General features: G+C 57.7%; 18 protein-coding genes. 7 read left to right on the top strand and 11 right to left on the bottom strand.

From position 1 onward, the window contains the following. Positions 1-138: 138 nt before the first annotated feature. Positions 139-1,116: an HpcH/HpaI aldolase/citrate lyase family protein gene (locus ACR0NA_RS21500; RefSeq protein WP_480732598.1), complete on the top strand. Its 978-nt coding sequence runs from the start codon at positions 139-141 to the stop codon at positions 1,114-1,116. Positions 1,117-1,406: 290 nt separating this feature from the next. Here the strand turns inward: ACR0NA_RS21500 and ACR0NA_RS21495 are convergent, their stop codons facing one another. The 9 genes from ACR0NA_RS21495 to ACR0NA_RS21455 form a co-directional block, all read right to left on the bottom strand. Further along, positions 1,407-2,723, bottom strand: coding sequence for an HlyD family type I secretion periplasmic adaptor subunit (locus ACR0NA_RS21495; RefSeq protein ID WP_480732595.1), 1,317 nt, complete (start codon positions 2,721-2,723; stop codon positions 1,407-1,409). Beyond that, the gene (locus ACR0NA_RS21490; RefSeq protein ID WP_480732591.1) at positions 2,716-4,395 is read right to left on the bottom strand and encodes a type I secretion system permease/ATPase; all 1,680 of its coding nucleotides are present in this window, start codon (positions 4,393-4,395) and stop codon (positions 2,716-2,718) included. Before ACR0NA_RS21490 ends, ACR0NA_RS21495 begins: the two co-directional genes overlap by 8 nt. Positions 4,396-4,837: 442 nt before the next feature. Further along, positions 4,838-5,470, bottom strand: coding sequence for a cytochrome c3 family protein (locus tag ACR0NA_RS21485; protein ID WP_480453236.1), 633 nt, complete (start codon positions 5,468-5,470; stop codon positions 4,838-4,840). Further along, positions 5,470-5,943 carry a nitrate reductase cytochrome c-type subunit gene (locus ACR0NA_RS21480; RefSeq protein ID WP_170657583.1) on the bottom strand — a complete coding sequence of 158 codons (474 nt, stop codon included), beginning with the start codon at positions 5,941-5,943 and terminating at the stop codon, positions 5,470-5,472. The genes ACR0NA_RS21485 and ACR0NA_RS21480 overlap by 1 nt, the downstream gene beginning before the upstream one ends. A 4-nt stretch (positions 5,944-5,947) precedes the next feature. Further along, entirely contained in the window at positions 5,948-8,449 is a 2,502-nt protein-coding gene (gene napA / locus ACR0NA_RS21475) for a periplasmic nitrate reductase subunit alpha (protein WP_480732589.1), read from the bottom strand. Positions 8,450-8,470: 21 nt separating this feature from the next. Further along, positions 8,471-8,731 carry a chaperone NapD gene (locus ACR0NA_RS21470; RefSeq protein WP_480732587.1) on the bottom strand — a complete coding sequence of 87 codons (261 nt, stop codon included), beginning with the start codon at positions 8,729-8,731 and terminating at the stop codon, positions 8,471-8,473. After that, on the bottom strand, positions 8,724-9,224 hold the full coding sequence (gene napF, locus ACR0NA_RS21465) for a ferredoxin-type protein NapF (RefSeq protein WP_480732585.1): 501 nt from the start codon (positions 9,222-9,224) through the stop codon (positions 8,724-8,726). The genes ACR0NA_RS21470 and napF overlap by 8 nt, the downstream gene beginning before the upstream one ends. A gap of 8 nt (positions 9,225-9,232) precedes the next feature. Then, positions 9,233-9,424, bottom strand: coding sequence for a periplasmic nitrate reductase, NapE protein (locus ACR0NA_RS21460; protein ID WP_480732583.1), 192 nt, complete (start codon positions 9,422-9,424; stop codon positions 9,233-9,235). Positions 9,425-9,635: 211 nt separating this feature from the next. Beyond that, entirely contained in the window at positions 9,636-11,171 is a 1,536-nt protein-coding gene (locus ACR0NA_RS21455) for an alkaline phosphatase family protein (RefSeq protein WP_480732581.1), read from the bottom strand. 310 nt (positions 11,172-11,481) lie between these two features. Between ACR0NA_RS21455 and ACR0NA_RS21450 the strand changes: the two genes are divergently transcribed. The 3 genes from ACR0NA_RS21450 to ACR0NA_RS21440 all read left to right on the top strand — a co-directional run bounded on the left by ACR0NA_RS21450 (position 11,482) and on the right by ACR0NA_RS21440 (position 14,187). Then, positions 11,482-12,561: a helix-turn-helix domain-containing protein gene (locus ACR0NA_RS21450; RefSeq protein WP_480732579.1), complete on the top strand. Its 1,080-nt coding sequence runs from the start codon at positions 11,482-11,484 to the stop codon at positions 12,559-12,561. Positions 12,562-12,673: 112 nt separating this feature from the next. Beyond that, positions 12,674-13,261, top strand: a complete 588-nt coding sequence (locus ACR0NA_RS21445; protein ID WP_480732577.1) for a hypothetical protein — start codon at positions 12,674-12,676, stop codon at positions 13,259-13,261. Continuing rightward, positions 13,255-14,187 carry a M48 family metalloprotease gene (locus tag ACR0NA_RS21440; protein WP_480732575.1) on the top strand — a complete coding sequence of 311 codons (933 nt, stop codon included), beginning with the start codon at positions 13,255-13,257 and terminating at the stop codon, positions 14,185-14,187. The genes ACR0NA_RS21445 and ACR0NA_RS21440 overlap by 7 nt, the downstream gene beginning before the upstream one ends. Positions 14,188-14,211: 24 nt before the next feature. Here ACR0NA_RS21440 and ACR0NA_RS21435 read toward each other — a convergent pair whose 3' ends face one another. Continuing rightward, positions 14,212-15,048 carry a MurR/RpiR family transcriptional regulator gene (locus ACR0NA_RS21435; RefSeq protein WP_170657567.1) on the bottom strand — a complete coding sequence of 279 codons (837 nt, stop codon included), beginning with the start codon at positions 15,046-15,048 and terminating at the stop codon, positions 14,212-14,214. 205 nt (positions 15,049-15,253) lie between these two features. Here ACR0NA_RS21435 and ACR0NA_RS21430 point away from each other — a divergent pair, with 205 nt between their 5' ends. The 3 genes from ACR0NA_RS21430 (at position 15,254) to ACR0NA_RS21420 (ending at position 18,198) form a co-directional block, all read left to right on the top strand. Beyond that, positions 15,254-15,772, top strand: coding sequence for a TRAP transporter small permease subunit (locus ACR0NA_RS21430; protein WP_170657593.1), 519 nt, complete (start codon positions 15,254-15,256; stop codon positions 15,770-15,772). Next, positions 15,772-17,097 (top strand): TRAP transporter large permease, encoded by a 1,326-nt coding sequence (locus tag ACR0NA_RS21425; protein WP_480732573.1) that lies wholly within the window; start codon positions 15,772-15,774, stop codon positions 17,095-17,097. Before ACR0NA_RS21430 ends, ACR0NA_RS21425 begins: the two co-directional genes overlap by 1 nt. Positions 17,098-17,163: 66 nt before the next feature. Beyond that, a complete protein-coding gene (locus ACR0NA_RS21420) occupies positions 17,164-18,198 on the top strand; it encodes a TRAP transporter substrate-binding protein (RefSeq protein WP_480453254.1) in 1,035 nt (344 codons plus the stop codon). A 67-nt stretch (positions 18,199-18,265) separates the two neighbouring features. Here ACR0NA_RS21420 and ACR0NA_RS21415 read toward each other — a convergent pair whose 3' ends face one another. Next, entirely contained in the window at positions 18,266-18,631 is a 366-nt protein-coding gene (locus tag ACR0NA_RS21415) for a cupin domain-containing protein (RefSeq protein WP_480732570.1), read from the bottom strand. Between the last annotated feature and the right edge of the window lie 175 nt (positions 18,632-18,806).

Below are 18,806 nucleotides of genomic sequence, written 5' to 3'. Positions count from 1 at the left end.
ACGCGAGGCCCGCGAAGCAATGGGGTTCCGCGTCATCAAAAACCTCAACCAATTCTTCAACGGTAAAAAACCTCAAGACAGAGTGATTTGACCCGTCGAACGAACGCCTAAACCCAACCACTGACTTAGGAACTGATCATGAGCTTCTATTCGATTGAACAGGCCCCCGCCCGCCTGAACCGCAGCGAACTGGCTGTCCCCGGCAGCCAGCCCGGTATGTTCGAAAAGGCCGCAAAATCGGACGTGGACGTCATTTTCCTTGATCTGGAAGACGCCGTTGCACCGGACGAAAAGGAACAGGCGCGCAAGAACATCATTGAGGCGCTGAACGACATTGACTGGGGAAACAAATCCATGTCCGTGCGCATCAACGGGCTGGACACCCATTACATGTACCGCGATGTGGTTGATGTGGTCGAGCAGGCCGGCGAGCGGCTGGATCTTATCATGATCCCCAAGGTGGGCACCGCCGCTGACGTCTACGCTATCGACATGATGGTCACCCAGATCGAAGACGCCAAAGCCTACAAAAAGCGGATCGGGTTCGAACACATCATTGAAACCGCGCTTGGCATGCAGAATGTGGGCGAGATCGCGGCGGCCTCGAAACGCAACGAAAGCCTGCATTTCGGCGTTGCGGATTACGCCGCCTCAACCCGTGCGCGTACCACGATCATCGGCGGTGTGAATCCGGACTATTCTGTCCTGACCGATCCGGACGCGGACAGCAATCGCGCGACACACTGGGGTGACATGTGGCACTATGCGCTGGCCCGAATGGTTGTTGCTGCGCGCGCCAACGGTCTGCGCCCGATCGATGGCCCGTTTGGTGATTTTCAGGATCCTGATGGGTACCGTGCCGCCGCGAAGCGCGCTGCCGTATTGGGCTGTGAAGGCAAGTGGGCGATCCATCCCAGTCAGGTTGCGCTTGCGAACGAGGTCATGTCGCCATCCGAGGCCGAAGTGACCAAGGCACAACGCATCCTTGTCGCCATGTCCGAAGCGGAGGCTGCCGGAAAGGGTGCCGTGTCTCTCGATGGCCGCCTGATCGACTATGCCTCGATCCGTCAGGCCGAAGTTCTGGTTCAGAAGGCAGACCAGATCGCGGCAGCCTGATTGGTCCGAGTGGGACGCCGGTTATCCCTGCGTCCCACTGTCTAAAACCGGTCGTTGCTTACAGCGCGACCAAAACCGAATAGGAACCCACTGCCAGTGCGGCTGCGCCGACCAGCGCCAGCAAGCCCACAAGCTCTTTCACAATCTGTGGCATCAAAACCTTCCCCCAGGAACGTTAAGTTTGCCGGGAAATACCTGATTGTGACCGCTCCGAGAATTGCCGATGCGGAATAGTCGGATTGCGCTCAGCTCATGCCACTGAGATTTGCGCGTCCTGTTTCCAGCCCGCATCATTCACGGAAAGCTTTGGTAAAGTAATCCGTCAGCGGTTTGGTTAGATATGTCAAAGGCGTGCGTTCGTCGGTTTTAAGCAGCGTTTCTACCGGCATACCGGGCAGCAGGGCCTGACCGTTCAGCTTGGCAAGCTCGCTGTCGTCCATGACAACTTCGGCACGATAGTACGAAAACCCGGAATTTTCGTCCGTGAAGGCATCCGCCGAGACGTTGAACACCTCTCCTTCCAGTTCCGGGGTTTCGCGTTGATTAAATGCGGGGAACCGCAATTGCACCGGCTGGCCGACAAAGACCTGGTCAATGTGGATGGCGTCGACCCTGGCCGCAACCAACAACGGCGTGTCCTGCGGCACCACATACATCATGGGCTCTGCTGGCTGAATAACTGATTGCACCGCAAAGACCTGGCTGCCGTAAACCACACCGGTTACGGGCGACCGAATATCCAAACGCGACAGGCGTTCGGTCAACGTCAAACGGCGCTCGAACAGCTCGGTCAGCTGGAACTGAATATCTCTGAGCGTGGTGATGGCTTCTTCGCGACGTGTTGCGGCCAGTTCCAGTATCTCGATTTCCGTCGTCGCAATCTCTCCTTTGAGCCGCGCCACCGTGGCTTCAAGCCGCCCGATTTCACCGTTCAGACCGGCCTCTTCCCGCTGCAGGGCCAGAACCCGGCTGGTTTGGGTCAGCCCGCGTGACAGCAGATCCTGCTGATCCTCAAGTTCATCCGTGATCAATTCGACCTGTCGCGTCAGCGACACAAGCTGTGCCTCGGTGCCCTTGATTTCGCTTTCGATCTGAATGCGTTGTTCCTGCAACTGCTCGGACTGCTTCGCAAGGGTTTCCTTGCGGGCCACAAACAGGCTGCGCTGACCTTCGATCAGATCTTTGGTGCCGCTTTCCTGCTCAATCAGCTGGGCGTAACGATCATCGAGCTCGGCTTCGCCAATACCATCGCGCTCGGCCTCAAGCCGCACTTTGCGGGCCAGCAGCTCGAACAGCTGACTTTCGACAATAGCGTTTTCCGAAGACAGGAAAGTGGCGTCAAGTTTCAGCAACAAATCGCCTTCGGCGACCCTGTCCCCATCGCGGACAAAAATTTCACCCACAACACCGCCATCGGGGTGTTCCACCACCTGACGGTTGCTTTGCACTTCGACCACACCCGAGGACACAATGGCCCCGGCCAGCTGTGTTTGCGTGCTCCATATCCCAAGACCGCCAACCAGAATTGCCAAGGCGACAAACCCTACGATAGTGGGAAAACTTGCGTTCCAGGCAGGCCGCGCCGGTCGCGTCGATATATCAGCCATCGGTGCCTCCTTTGCCAAACTGGCGTTTGATGACTCCGGCGTTCTGGACCATCGAACTGAGAACTTCATCGCGGCTGCCCAGCTTGACGATCTGGCCACGTTCGACCACAGCAAGGCTGTCACACTCGGAAATGGCTTGAGGTCGGTGTGTCATGATGATCACCGCCTTGCCCGCTGCCTTGAGTTCACGCACTGCCGCGTTCAACGCTTCGGTCCCATCCGCATCCAAGGCCGAATTCGGTTCATCTAGGATCAGCAAAACCGGCTCACCATACAGCGCGCGGGCCAATGCGATCCTTTGTTTTTGTCCGCCGGACAGCTGGCTGTCGTTGCCCTCAAGAAACGTGTCGTACCCTTTCTCAAGGGTCAGAATAAGCTCATGAGCGTTTGCCTTTTTGGCTGCGGCAACAACGTCTTCCGGGTCCGGGCTCTGGGACAGACGGGCGATGTTTTCGGCCACCGTTCCGTTAAACAGCGTTACCTGCTGCGGCAGGTATCCGATGTGACTGCCCAGATCGACGGGATCGTATTGATCCAGCGTCGCGCCCCCAAGCCGGATCTCTCCGGCAGCAGCAGGCCAAAGTCCCAACAGCGCTTTTGCCAGCGTTGTTTTCCCGGATCCGCTTTTCCCGATCACACCAAGTGCTTCGCCTGGAGCAAGTTTGAAATTCGCATTTCGCAGGGTGGGTGCGGACGCACCGGGCGGGATCACCGTCAAACTTTGTACTTTCACCTGAGCTTCGGGCACCGGCAGCTTTGTGCGCTTGTCTTCCGGCGGCACTGAATCAAGGAATTTGTTGAGCGACTTCCACGCGGACTGCGCCCGTTCGATCATCGCCCACTGACCGATTGCCTGTTCGATCGGCGCCAAGGCGCGGCCCAGCAGGATCGTACCTGCAATCATCGCACCGCCGGTCATTTCGTTTTTCAGAACAAGATAAGCACCCAGTGCCAGCATGGCCGATTGCAAAAACAATCGCAGTGATTTCGTCAGCGCCGTAAAACTACCGGTCCAGTCACTGGCAGCGATCGTTTGCCTTAGTGCATCTGTGCGCTGAACAAGCCATCGCGCAGTGACAGCATCCTGCATCCCCTGTGACCGCACCACTTCGGCCCCCTGCCGGGCTTGTTCGGAAAACGCATTGGCGCGCGCCGATGCAACCTTGGCAGCGGCAACCCTGTTACGCGTCAAAGCCTGGTTCAGAAGGGCTATGATGACAAGCAACACACCACCACCAACGGCCAGCCAACCCAGCATAGGATGGAAGATAAAGATCGCCGCCAGAAAGAACGGCGTCCACGGAACGTCCATCACGGCCAGCAGGACCGGCGACGAGCACAGTGCCTGAATCGATTCCAGATCGCGCAGCGCCATGGCGGGCGCCGAACGGGCATGGGGGTGAACGGACTGAAGCAGCGTCGCGTTAAAGACCCGCTCATCAAGTTCCGACTGGAATCGCGCCCCGAACCGGGCCACAATCCGGCCGCGCGCATAATCCAGCATTGCCATCAGAAGATACAAAAGCGCGACCAGTATAAAAAGCGCCGTCAGCGTTTCAAACGACCGCGACCCCAGAACGCGGTCGTAAACCTGCAGCATGAACAGCGGTCCGGTCAGCATCAGCAGATTCACGAAAATGCTGAACAGGAACGCCAGCCCAATAAATCGCATGCCGTGATTTCGGGCAGTCCCCAACTCATTGCTGGGTCGATTTGCGGTTTTGTTTTTCATTGGGCCTGGGCTGCTCCGTCTGCTTTCAGCGTGGCTCGTTTAAACTGTTCCGCCGCCGCACTTAAGGTCCCCACTTGGAATTTGGGCCGACACTAGCAAGATACCGCCCACCTTGTCTTGTTAAATCCCTGTGACTCAGCCGAACACCTAAGAGAAAGCACATTGGATAGCCAGCCAACATTGGCCAGATTCCAAATGGTTACGCCATCAGACAGGTGCAGCCGTGCACCCCCTGCCCCGCTTGGGGCTCAGCATTGGGCACGATGCGCGCCGAGTCGCCGAATGAGCGGTGATTGGGCCAAAAACCGGATGACGGAACAGAAAAGGCCGCCAGCTTTGACAAGCTTGGCGGCCGAATCCTGCGGGTCACACCGGTGAGGCGTTACTGGTCCAGATAGGTTGCCAGTTCCGCCGTTTTGGCCGGCGCGATGTTCAGTGAAGCGTGGCTCATGTCAGGCAACTGGTGGGCAATACCCTTGTGGCAGTTGATGCAGGTCTTTTCTCCCGTGAACAAAAACCGCTCATGCGCTTCGGCGGCACGGGCGCTCTGGCGCGTGATGTCCATCGATTCCGCCGAATGGCAGTTGCGGCATTCCAACGAGTCGTTCGCCTCAAGCCGCGCCCACTCGTGCTGGGCCAGTTCTATGCGCTTTTCCAGAAACTTCTCGCGGGTGTTGATGGTACCAAAGATCTTACCCCAGACCTCTTTGCTGGCCTGCATCTTGCGCGCAATCTTGTTGGTCCATTCATGGGGCACGTGGCAATCCGGACAGGTGGCCCGCACACCGGAGCGGTTTGAATAATGGATCGTGGGCTTAAGTTCGACAAACACGTTGTCACGCATTTCGTGACAACTGGTGCAGAACTCTTCGGTATTGGTCAGTTCCAGGGCGGTGTTGAAACCACCCCAGAAAATGACGCCCATCACAAATCCGCCCATGGTAAGGAAACCCAGCGAATAGTGGACGCTGGGGCGCCGTATGACACCCCAGATACGCTTGACGAATCCCAGCATCAGTCGGTGCCCCCCTGCTGGCTCTGAACGTATTCAAGAACCGAGTCGATATCGACAAAGCCGTTCTCCACCAAAGGCCGGGCGTCGGACTGCACGACGTGGCACTGGTTGCAGAAATATCTGCGCGGGGTGACCGATGCGAGGAATTGATTGTCCCGGCTCATGAAGTGAGTGATCGACACCATGGGGGCCTGACTGACCTCAATCGCGGCGCGGCTGTGGCAGGTCAGGCATTTGTTGGCATGCAGGTCGATCTGATAGCCGTCAATCTTGTGCGGGATCAGCGGCGGCTGCTCAGGATAGTTGCGGACCTGCCGCAGATCAGAGTTCACCACACCAGCAATCGATGGCGGTTCGGCATTGTCGGCCAACGGGGTCCCACCCCGCAAAGTGGCGACCGATTGCTGGGCAAGTGCGGCACCGCCGATGGCTGTCGCCAGAATGGCGGCGATCAAAGCTGTCTGACGTTTCATGTCCTTATACTCCCACCGGTACGATCTTGACCGCGCATTTCTTGAAGTCGGTCTGTTTCGACAGAGGATCGGTCGCGTCCAGCGTGACCTTGTTGATCAGCTGACGCGCATCGAACCATGGCACGAATATCAGCCCCTTGGGCGGCTTGTTCCGGCCACGGGTTTCGACCCGGCTGACGATGTTGCCACGGCGCGACTCCACCTTGACCGCCGAACCGCGGCGCACGCCCATGGCTTTGGCATCGTCGGGATGCATATAGACCAGCGCGTCGGGAATTGCCTTGTGCAGTTCGGGCACCCGCTGGGTCATCGAACCCGAATGCCAGTGTTCCAGCACACGGCCCGTCGCCAGCCAGAACGGATATTCCTCGTCCGGGGTTTCGGGTGCGGGTTCGAACGGCAGGGCAAAGATCACAGCCTTGCCATCCGGCTTGCCGTAGAATTCGAAATCCGCGCCCGGCGTCACGTAAGGATCATACCCTTCCTTGAAGCGCCACTGGGTTTCCTTGCCGTCCACGACGGGCCAGCGCAGGCCGCGAATTTCGTGGTATGTGTCAAACGGCGCCAGATCGTGGGCCTTTCCGCGACCGAATTCGGCATATTCCTCGAACAGACCCTTCTGGATGTAGAAACCGAAATCTTCGGATTCGTGGTTGCCGTATTCAATGGCCTTTTCAGTCAGCTCAAACTGATCGACCTGACCATTGGCAAAGAGCACTTCGAACAGGGTCTTGCCCTTGTATTCGGGGTTGGCATCCAGCAGCTCGGCGGGCCAGACTTCGTCGGTGGTGAACCGCTTGGAGAATTCGGCCAGTTGCCACAGGTCCGACTTGGACTCACCCGGTGCGTTGACCAGCTGATACCAGAACTGGGTGCGGCGTTCTGCGTTGCCATAGGCACCTTCCTTTTCGACCCACATGGCGGCAGGCAGGATCAGGTCGGCGGCCTCGGCTGTTACGGTCGGATAGGCGTCGGACACCACGATGAAGTTGTCGGGATTGCGATAACCCGGCAGCCCCTCTTCCATCATGTTCGGCGCGGCCTGCATGTTGTTGTTGACCTGCACCCAGTAGCAGTTGATCTCGCCATCTTTCAGTTTGCGGTTCTGCACCACCGCATGCGCGCCGTTCCAATCGGGCACAGTGCCCTCGGGCAGTTTCCAGATCTTTTCCGCAATGGCACGGTGTTCGGGATTCACCACAACCATGTCGGCGGGCAGACGGTGCGAGAATGTGCCGACCTCGCGCGCGGTACCGCAGGCCGAGGGCTGACCTGTCAGCGAGAATGGCGAGTTGCCGGGCGTTGAAATCTTGCCGGTCAGCAGGTGGATGTTGTAGATCATGTTGTTGACCCAGACACCGCGGGTGTGCTGGTTCACGCCCATGGTCCACAGCGACATGACCTTGGTATCCGGATCGGCATAAAGCTTGGCGATCTTTTCCAGGGTATCAGCCGGAACACCCGACATCTCGGCCGCTTTTTCCAGCGTATATTCCGAGACGAATTCGGCGAATTCCTCAAACGTCATCTCTTCGGACGCGCCCGAGTTCGGGTTGGCGGCGGCCTGTTGCAGCGGGTGGTCGTCGCGCAGGCCATAGCCGATATCTGTGACGCCCTTGCGGAAATTCACGTGTTTGGAAACGAAATCCTCGTTCACCGCACCATTCTGGATGATGTAATTGGCGATATAGTTCAGCATCACCAGATCGGTTTGCGGCGTGAAAATCGCCGGGATGTCGGCCAGATCAAAGCTGCGATGCTGGAAGGTCGACAGAACGGCCACCTGAACGTGCGGGTGGCTGAAGCGGCGGTCGGCGATGCGGGTCCACAGGATCGGGTGCATCTCGGCCATGTTCGAGCCCCAGAGCACGAAGGCATCCGCGTTCTCGAAATCATCGTAGCAGCCCATCGGTTCGTCGATGCCGAAGGTCCGCATAAAGCCGCCCACGGCGGACGCCATGCAGTGCCGCGCGTTGGGATCGATGTTGTTCGAACGGAAACCCGCCTTCATCAGCTTGGATGCGGCGTAGCCTTCCCAGACAGTCCACTGGCCCGAGCCGAACATGCCGATGCCTTTGGGGCCTTTCTCGGACAGCGTCTTTTTCCACTTTTCGGCCATGATATCGAAGGCCTCGTCCCACGAGACCGGCTCGAAATCGCCGTCCTTGTCGAAAACACCATCCTTCTTGCGCAGCAGCGGCTGGGTCAGCCGGTCTTTGCCGTACATGATCTTGGACAGGAAATAGCCTTTGACGCAGTTCAGGCCACGGTTCACTTCGGCCTCGGCATCCCCGTGAGAGGCGACGACACGGCCTGCCTTGGTGGCGACCATGATCGAACAGCCAGTGCCGCAAAAACGGCAGGGGGCCTTGGACCATTTCAGGTCGGTCAGTTGCGCGTCGGTAACAAGGTTCTGTGCCGCTGCGGGGATCGGAATGCCCGCCGCTGCGGCAGCGGCCGCCACGGCCTGCGCCTTGATGACATCACGTCTGGTAACTTGGGTCATGAAATCCTCCGGTTCCGGCGGTTAAGCCAAGATTTCTGGGTCTGTTTCTGTTTGATGATAAACCAGCGAGGCGCTCGCGACGCCGTCGATCAGGTTTAACTGGTTCAGGTAGTTTACGATTTCGGCCTCGCTTGGCGTAACAAGCGTGACAATGATCTTGCCTGTCGGATCGATGGCAGGCGTTTCCGCGACCGGAATTTTCTGAATCTCGGCAACAACCGAATCCAGTTGATCCGGGTCGGCCAGCACCATCAGGCTCGAGATATGTTCCAATTCAGCCATTTGGCATTCCTTGCGTTGGCGCGCGGACGCTGATGGCACCCACCGGACATACCGGCAGGCAAGCACCGCAGCCCGTGCAGGATTCTGTATCAACCACGATCCGGCCTACCGGACGTTGAGACAGATCAAGTCGCAGTGCCGTCTGATCACAGCTGTCGGTGCACAACTGGCATCCTATGCCATGTTCCAGCATGCAACCCGGTTGAATGATCGCAATCACGTCCCAGGGCGTCTGGTTTACCGGCGCGAACACGTCTTCGTTACAAGCCTCGGCACACGCGCCGCAAAAGGTGCACTCACCTGCACTGAAATCCAGGGCGGGCGTTCCGGCATAGGCGGAAAACAGGATGTTCTCCGGACATTTCCTGATGCAGTCTCCGCAGCCGGTGCACTGCTTTCGGATTGCTATCTCGGTGGCCCAGGGCGGGCGCTGCAAATCCGATCTGCGGAATTTTGACTGGCGTTCAGCACGGGCTGTCAGCTGGTCGTTCATTCAAGCCTCTAGCCAGCCGGGGGGCCGTTTATGATCTGCAGCATCCAGATTAGAAAACCCCATCCGCCCACGATCGCAACCGCCAGAGCCGGGGCAAGAAAGACCGCCAGCAGCAGGAATGCTGTACGCTCATCACCCTGAGAGCTTTGGGTTGGCTCAGATGTGGTAGGCATACCATCCGACATGGCAAGCGCCTCCATTTTCGTTCGCTGTGATTGAGCTTAGCCAGCGAAAATCAACCTGTCTACGCCGCCAAACCCAACAACCGGTCATCGTACCGGTCGCCGATTCCGGGACTAACCTAACCTGTTGAAAGGTTGAACATTTATCTCACCCACATGTTTTCATTAAATGTTCTTCACCTTTGCCGGACGATGCGGGAAGGTGCGTAACAGGACATCCGCGCATGGCTCATTCGAATCTTTGGCGTAGCTTGGCACCATCCGGCGTGATCGAATACAAGGATAATGTGTGGTCCGTGTTTCGCATCCGGTGTCGCAGCATTTGTCGGCCCAGCCGCGCGAGATCTGCCGCATATTCCGGATTTCCAGCAACGTTTTCCATCTCGCCTTGTCCGTGATGGTCGAACAGCATCGGGGGAAGGTCAGCCGCGAACTCGACCAGCGTAAACCGCTCGTCGCGCAGGATGCTCAGGCAGGAGTCGTTATTGTCCGTGCCCAGATCGCGTTGCCACTTTGTCGGTGCCTCGGGCTCTGAAAAATCCAGCTCGCTGAAGGAATACCCCCGCCAGTCCGCAGGCGCTTCCCCTGTGAGCAGGGGCATCAGCGACCTGCCATCCATGGAATTGGGAATGCCCTGCCCCACCCAATCCAGAATAGTAGGCGTGATGTCGATGGATTCCGTCGGTGCATTCACCTCGGCGCCAGCCTGATCCTGATTGCCCGGCACCCGTATCATTAGTGGCGTACGGTATGCTGCATCATATACAGTCATTTTGCCCCAGGAATGGCGATCGCCCAGCATCTCTCCGTGATCGGCAGTGATCACGATCAAGGTGTTGTCATACTGACCGCTGTCTTTCAGATATGCCACGACACGACCAACGTGATGGTCCACCTCGGTCGCTAGACCCAGATAGACCGCGCGCAGGGTTCGGATGTTTTCGTCCGTCGGCTCGACCTTGTCAAAACCTTCCACGAAATCCCGCGCCTCATAGCTATCCATCGTCGGGCCAAAGAACGGATGCACCGCCTTCTCATCCCCCGGCGACGGCAAGCGTGTCGGCAGAGGGATGTCCGCCGGATCATACATGTCATTGTAAGGGGCTGGCGCAACCAGAGGAGGATGTGGACGAATATAGGTTAGATGGGCGAACCAGTTCTGCTTGTGAAAGGCAACGATGTTGTCGAGAAACGCGTCGGTCAGAAAGGCAGTATCGCTGTCTTCTGCTGTATAAAGCGCCGGGTCGTTCAGCTTGCGCGCACCCCCATCGGTCGAGGTAGGCTTGTAAACATCCCAATAGGTTTCAAAGTCATAACCCTTGCGCATCAGGTGCGATTGCCACGGAAAGGATTCCTCCAGCCGCATCTCGGTGATCTCGTGAAACCCGACCATCGGCTGCTCATAGGATTTCAGGGCTGGATCGTTGGCATCGTGAACCCGAGGGTCAGCGGACGTGTCGGTATACCCAAACAGCATGGGCAGATACCCGGCCTTGCGCATCTCGGTCGCGATGTTCGGCGTGTCATGGCGCAGCGGTGTTCCGTTGCGAACCGAACGGTGGTTCATTGCATATTGCCCCGTCAACAGCGATGCTCGCGACGGTCCGCACGGATTGGTCACGGAAAAATGCCGGTTGAAGGACACGGCGTCTTTCATGAACGCCCGAAGGTTCGGCAACGCGACCTGATCTGCCAGCGCGCCGGCCAGACAGTCGGCCCGCAGTTGGTCTATGATGATGAACAGGACATTTCTGGTCTGCGGCATATCTGCACCCGATTCCAAGTATTCGACCCAGGCCAGACTTTGTCCCGCCCAACAGAGAAACGCAACAATTTATGGAGCTTTGACCACTTTAAGTGTTGATGTGGGCGTTTTTGTTGTCTTTGAGCAAATAATCTTGGGGTAATGCGGTATTCTCGACGTTTTCACGACGCCACACCCACAATATCTCATGCTCTGCACCAACCAAATTCCTCGGCCAGACAACCGACAAGCGGAAAATATGCGAAAGCACCACGCATCAAACCGGACTTGGCCCTTGAATGACACCACAAAATGGCTGTGAATACGCGTTATGAGTGGCGGAAAGAAATTGCAGGGTACCGAAGGGGAAGAGTTCGAGGATCTGACCGCCAGTATCTATGACACCGATCCTCCGGAAGAAGATGATCTGTGGTTTCTTCCCCCACTGGACGAAACCGAAGAAGAAGGCCCGATGCCTCTGTTGCGAACAGGGGCTGCAACACCTTTGTTCAACCCGGCAGAGTGGCGAGCAGCGCAGGATTCCCTGTCGGCGGAACTGGCGGACCTTGCACTGACATTCGGTATGCTGGACGAACGGATGCGGTCCGGGCCCGAAGGTTGGCGGCACAGGCTGGCATTGCTTGAAGTTGCCGATCTTGGCTGGTGGACCGGAGATCGCATCAGCGCCGAACGTCTGGCCTTGTGGATCGGCCTGCGGTTGGGTGCGACCGGAGACGACACATTGGCGCTGGCCCGCGCGGGATGGGCTGTGCGCCGCCTGACATCCGGCGCTGCGCCCAACGCGGGCGGATTGGAAGACGGGTTGTCCGCATTTCTTGGCCGAACAACACCTGCCGGACACGAAGTCCCCGAAGCCGTCGCCGATTTGTCCGACGTGATGGCAGCGGCGATTCACCTCCATCCGATGACGCAGTCTGCGATGATGTTTCACGCATGGCGGGCACTTGGTCAGGGGATGTCGAACGACGCAGAAGCGGCTGTTCTGGCTGCGCGCCACGGCGCCTCTGCAGGCCGGGGCGGAGCGCTTTTCATGCCGGTCTGCTTTTCCGGGCCCGGCGCGCTGAGGGGCATGGGCACGGCCGAGCAAAAGCTAAACGCCTGGTACACAGGCGCCGCACAGGCGACCCTGGCGGCGCTATTGCTGATCGACAGGGTCAGCACCTGGCATGATCGCGCAGTTGAAGAAACGCGCGATTTGTCCGGACGCACGCCGCCTGCATTGATTGAGGTTCTGACCGCGTGGCCCATGATTACCGCTCCGCTGGCAGAGGAACTGACGGGCGCGTCCCGGGCCGCGGTTCAGCGCAATCTGGACAAACTTTCGCAGCGTGGACTGATCCGAGAGATCACCGGGCAAGGCCGCTACAGGGTCTGGACCGCCTCTGTTTAAGGTGTAGCACCTACCCGAAACGCGCACTGAGCCGTGGAAACCGGACCAACCCTTGATCGACTCGGCGTTTTCCCGGAACATTACCCTGGGTAAACTCATTTTACGGGGTCCCATGGACTCGATCATTTTGTTTCGCATTGCTGAACGTCTGACTTTGACTGCCGTCGTCATTCTTGTGGCGCTTGTGGTGATGATCGGATTTTGGAGAACCATCCAGAAAATCAATATCTCACAAAACGAACATTTCGGACTGGCCGGGTCAGTCGCGTTTTCGACGCCGGTATTCGTCCTGCTTGCCATCATCGGCTATGCTTGGGTTTCTCTGGAGCATCCGATTCAAGTTGGTCAGGTGACACCCGATGACGCATCAATCCAGGCGACCGCAGGACAAGAGGCGGCAACCCTGACAACCGGCAATTTCGTGGGCTCAAGCCGAACCGCGACCGGCACGAATACAGGGTATGACGCAGCCATCACCCAACGGCGTCTGCGCAGCGTGAATTGCGCCCTCAGGGGCAAGGAACTTGGCCAAAGGACATCCGATGATATTGCCGAGATAAAACTGACGCTGATCCGGGACCTTTGGCAGGACGACTGGGGCGATCCGGTAACCTTTGCCGACTGGGTGCGTACTGGCGGCACCCCTGCCCCCAACGACATCGTGCTTGAGGTCTGGGAGGAGGTTCATCCACTGTGCTGAAAGTCGCCGCCTTTGTTTCTCTACTGACGCTGGCCTCTCAGGCCGGAGCCCAGCTTTATACCGAGGACGAGCGCCGCCATACGCTCGAACGTGCCACACCTGACATCATCCGCGTATTCAACGACGATATCGTTGGCAACCTGCCGCGCGCGGATCGACCGCGCGCAGCGCAGGTCCGGCTGGAATTTCCGGATCACGGACCATCACCGCTGGCGTTTTTTGCCGACCCGGCCGAAGGCGTGATCTATATGCCCTTGGAATCCATTCGTTTCTTTGACGATGTGGCAACGCTGTTTGCATGGATCGAAAGCAAAGGCTGCGACCCAGCGGCGCTGCAGGCCTATCTCTGGGCCAAACTCCGACAGGGGCGGCCCCTGCCCTCGCCTCTGCGCGCGTTTCAGATCGACCGGGACACCGCCTTTGCCGATCCGTTCACCTTTAACGTTTCGGGCAAGATCGTCAGTTCCGGCTTGCAGTTCATCCTTGCGCATGAGCTTGGGCACATCATGCTGAACCATCAGCCGGGTCTGAGCGGCCAGGACAGTCAGGCACAGGAAATCGCAGCCGATGAATTCGCGCTGGATCATTTCTCACGTCTGGGAGGCCTGCCCATGGGCGTGTTCTGGTATTACATGGCGGCCTGGTGGCAGGATCCGATCGGCGGCACCGCGCGCGATGCCAGCACGCACCCCGTCTCCCCCGAGCGAATTAGCCGCCTTGCGGAACGGATTGTCACTGATCCGATGGCCTTTTCCCATGGCGAACAGGACCCGGAAAGAGAAATGCAACTGGCCACCGAAATCGGCATGATGGTCGCAGAACTGGCAGAACTGATTGATGATGACGGGATGTTGTCCCTTATGCCTCTGACGCTTGAACGGGACTGGCCGGAAAGTCGATTGGCCTCGGCCTGCCCTTCGGACTAAGCCATCGGTATCTGCCCGATCATCCTAACCCCGAAACAACCGGGTGGACGAAAACATCGCTTCCAGTTCCTCGATCCGCTCTTTGCTTTCCTCCCATCGGGAATCCTGCACCTGCGCAATCAGCGCCTCGGAAATAAGTTGCAGCGAAATCGTGGAATCCCAGCTCGAGGGTGCCTCGACCAGTCCGTGAAAGGTGAAATCGGCACAACGACCGATGGGCGAACCCCACTGATCCGTAAACAGAACCACCTTAGCACCACGTTCCGACGCAATTCGGGCGAGCTTTTCCAGATGCGCCTCGTAGCGACGGATATCGAACACCACCAGAACCGACGTCCGATCCATGTCCAGCAGGTATTGGGGCCAGACATTGCTGGAGTTGCTCATCATCGTCACGTTGGGGCGGATGATTTGCATGTGGTTATAAAGATAATCGGCATTTGACCGGGTTATGCGTCCGCCAACGACATAAAGGGGACGGCTTGTATCCGCCATCAAACGGGCAACTTCGTCGAACATGGCTGTGTCCACACGCTCCAACGTATGGCGCATGTTGGTCCAGACGGCCTGAGCGAACCGCGTTAGCGCGTGTTCGGCAGTATCGTCCACCACCCAGGCATCCCGCTTCGAGATCGGCTTTTTGATCTGGGCCGCAACCTCCTCACGCAGTGCTTCCTGCAGGTCCGGGAACCCGTGGAAACCCAGCTTTCGTGCCATGCGGATCACAGTTGGGGTCGAAACACGTGCGGCTGCAGCCAGCTTGGTGATCGATTGCAGACCGGCCATCGGATAGTCCTGCAACAGGACCGAGGCCAGCTGGCGCTCGGACCGAGTCAGCCCGTCGATCTCATCCTGCAGCATTTGTTTGACCAGACGGCTGGTTATCACGCACGGCCTCTTTTCTAGCTTTTGTTACAGAGTATGAACTAATGTAGCCTTGTCTACAGAGAATTTGTTGACAAGCGGGGGCTGGCTGCTCCCAATGTGAGAGACGGCACGCTTTGCGCCGGCAAGATCAATGAACCGCCTCCGGCTGATAGGTGGTCGCGACTACAGGGAAACAGGCATGAACCTGATGCGGAGATACATCCGGATCGTTGACGGGATGAACCGCTGGATTGGCCGCATCGTGATGTACGGCATCTTCGTGATGATGGGCATCCTGCTGTGGTCGTCAATTTCAAAGACCTTTTTCCTGCCATCCTTATGGACACTGGAGGTCGCGCAATTCGCCATGGTCGCCTATTACATTCTTGGCGGACCATATTCGATCCAGATGGGATCGAACGTGCGCATGGATCTGCTCTATGGTGAATGGTCAAGCAAACGGCGGGCCTGGACGGATGCCTTCACCGTTCTGTTCCTGATCTTCTATATCGCTGTCCTGATCTACGGCGGCTGGGATTCACTGAGCTATTCCCTGCAGTACGGTGAACGCAGCCCTACGGCGTGGCGGCCCTATCTGTGGCCCATCAAAACGATCATGCTGTTTGGGTTAGGCCTGATGCTGCTGCAGGCTGTATCCGAACTATGCAAGGATATCATGCGCATACGCGGTGAAGATATCCCACGAGAGGTGATCTGATGTCTTACGAGCTGATCGCCACAATCATGTTTTCAACCATGATGCTGATGTTGCTGACGGGCCAGCGGGTTTTTGGCGCCATTGGTTTTGTCGCCGTAGTGTTTTCCCTGCTGCTATGGGGGGACCGGGGTGGGTATGATTTAGGCTTTGCCGCCGCGGTGAAGCTGATGAAATGGTATCCGCTCCTGACGCTGCCGATGTTCATCTTCATGGGGTATGTCCTGTCTGAATCCAAAATCGCGGACGACCTTTACAAGATGTTCCACGTCTGGATGGGCGGCCTGAATGGCGGGCTGGCTATTGGCACGATCGGTCTGATGGTTCTCATATCAGCGATGAACGGGTTGAGCGTTGCGGGAATGGCCATCGGCGCGACCATTGCCCTGCCAGAGCTGCTGAAGCGCGGTTATGACAAAAGGATGGTGACAGGCGTTATTCAGGCCGGGTCATCTTTGGGCATTCTCGTGCCGCCATCCGTTGTACTGGTTCTGTACGCAATGATCGCGCGGCAGCCCGTGGGACAACTGTGGCTGGCCGGAGTGGTTCCGGGCCTGATGATGGCTACGATGTTCATCCTCTATATCGCCATCCGTTGCCGCATTAATCCCGATCTGGGCCGCGCGCTGCCTGCGGACGAGCGCGATGTGCCGATGTCGGAAAAGCTGGCCCTCCTGCGTGCTGGTCTGCTGCCGTTGGCTATCTTTGCCGCCATGATGGTGCCGTTCGTGAATGGCTGGACATCGCTGGTGGAAAGTTCTGCGATCGGGGCGCTGACCGCTTTCATGGCCGCCGTATTGAAGGGCCGGATGACGCGCGCCGTGTTTGAGACCTCTGTGCGGTCCACGCTGGGCATTACCTGCATGTTCATGTGGATCATCCTCGCCGCGCTGGCCTTTGGTGCGGTTTTCGACGGGCTGGGCGCAGTCAAGGCGATTGAGAACCTGTTTACTGAACGGCTGGGACTGGATCCTTGGCTGATCCTGATCCTGATGCAGCTCAGCTTTATTCTGATGGGCACGTTTCTGGACGACACCGCCATGCTGGTAATCGTGGCCCCGCTTTATGTCCCGCTGGTCAAGGCGCTGGGTTTCGATCTGATCTGGTATGGCGTGCTGTACACCATCACCACGCAGATCGCCTATATGACACCGCCATTCGGCTACAATCTGTTCCTGATGCGCGCCATGGCCCCTCCCGAGATTACTTTGCGGGACATCTACGGCTCGATCCTGCCGTTCGTGATGGTCATGGCGCTGGCCCTGGCAATCATCATGACCTTTCCACAGATCGCCCTGTGGTTACCCGAATACATCTACAACAAGTGACCCCGGAATAAACCGGGGCAATAACGGAGAGCATTTAAAACACGTCAACCATTTGGGAGAGAGAGTATGACGACAAGACGCAAGTTTATCAAAGGGGCCGCAGCAGCGCCCGCCGCCGCCGCACTGGCAACGCCGGCACTGGCACAGGGGACCATCACCTGGCGATTGCAGACCTATGCCGGTCCCTCGCTGGCAGAACACGTTCTGGACCCTGCGATCAAGATGTTCAATGAAATTGCGGGCGACCGCATGCAGATTGAAACCTTCTATTCCAATCAGATTGTGCCTACCGAAGAGTTGTTCCGTGCATTGCAACGCGGCACCATAGATGCGGTGCAATCGGATGATGACTCGATGGCGTCACCCACCGAGGTTACTGTTTTCGGGGGATATTTCCCGTTTGCGTCACGCTATTCCCTCGATGTTCCGGTGCTGTTCAACCAATACGGGCTGAATGAAATCTGGGACGAGGAATATTCCAAGGTCGGCGTGAAACACATCTCTGCCGGGGCCTGGGATCCGTGCCATTTTGCCACCAAGGATCCGATCAACAGCCTGGCCGACCTGCAGGGCAAACGCATCTTTACCTTCCCGACGGCGGGCCGTTTCCTCAGCCAGTTCGGCGTCGTTCCGGTAACCCTGCCGTGGGAAGACATCGAGGTCGCGGTGCAGACAGGCGAGTTGGACGGTATCGCATGGTCAGGCATCACCGAAGATTACACTGTTGGCTGGGCGGATGTTACAAACTACTTCCTGACCAACAACGTCTCGGGTGCATGGGCAGGCCACTTCTTTGCCAACATGGATCGCTGGAACGAGCTGCCCGATGATCTGAAAACCCTGTTCAAGGTTTGCGCGGATCAATCCCATTATTATCGCCAGTGGTGGTACTGGGGCGGCGAGGCTTCGCTGCGTGTGAACGGCGACAAGCTCAAACTGACCACGATTCCGGATGAAGAATGGGCAACCGTCGAAGAGGCGGCCGTCAAGTTCTGGGACGAGATCGCGGCGGAAAGCCCCACAAAGGCAAAGGTCGTCGAAATCTTCAAGCAGTACAACGCCGTCATGCAAAAAGCCGGGCGCCCGTATCGCTACGGGTAATCAAAAGAAACGCCGCCCGATGGACATTGGGCGGCGTTCGACACAGCGTCTGTATTTGTCAGGAAACTCAGTTCGACGTATCCCGGATCACGAAATGCTTGGTCGTGGTCTCAATTACTTCCCAGTAACCCCGAAAGCCATCCGGGATCATGAAAGACGCGCCAGCGCGAAAGTCCTGTCGTGTGCCATCCTCGTGAATCAAAGCGCAATGCCCGGAAACGATATAGCAGTATTCATCCTTTTCGGTGAAAGCATGCCATTTTCCCGGCGTTGACGTCCACGTACCTGCAGAAAGTTTGCCGTCAGGGCTGGTGAAGTGCATACCGACCTGATGGTGAGGATCGCCCGCAACCACCCTGTCGGGTAGGTCCGAAAGACGCCGTTCGCTTTTGATCGGTGCTTCGTTGTTCAGATCAATGACATGGGTTGTCATTTTCCATCTCCTTAAAAAAACACGCCCGGCAGCCGAGCTGAAGGGCGTGCTTGTTTGTCAGGCTGTAACCCTTTTGTTTACTGGGCGATCATGTCGTTGGCGCTGACGCCTGCGACTGCGACGGGTTTTTTCATGGCGTCGCGGCGGAAGGGTTCGCCCAGTTCCTGGTTGATCA

It is taken from the genome of Ruegeria sp. C11, assembly GCF_056537725.1.
Note: the sequence above shows the minus strand (reverse complement) of the source record. Positions and strands in the feature narration are given on the sequence as shown.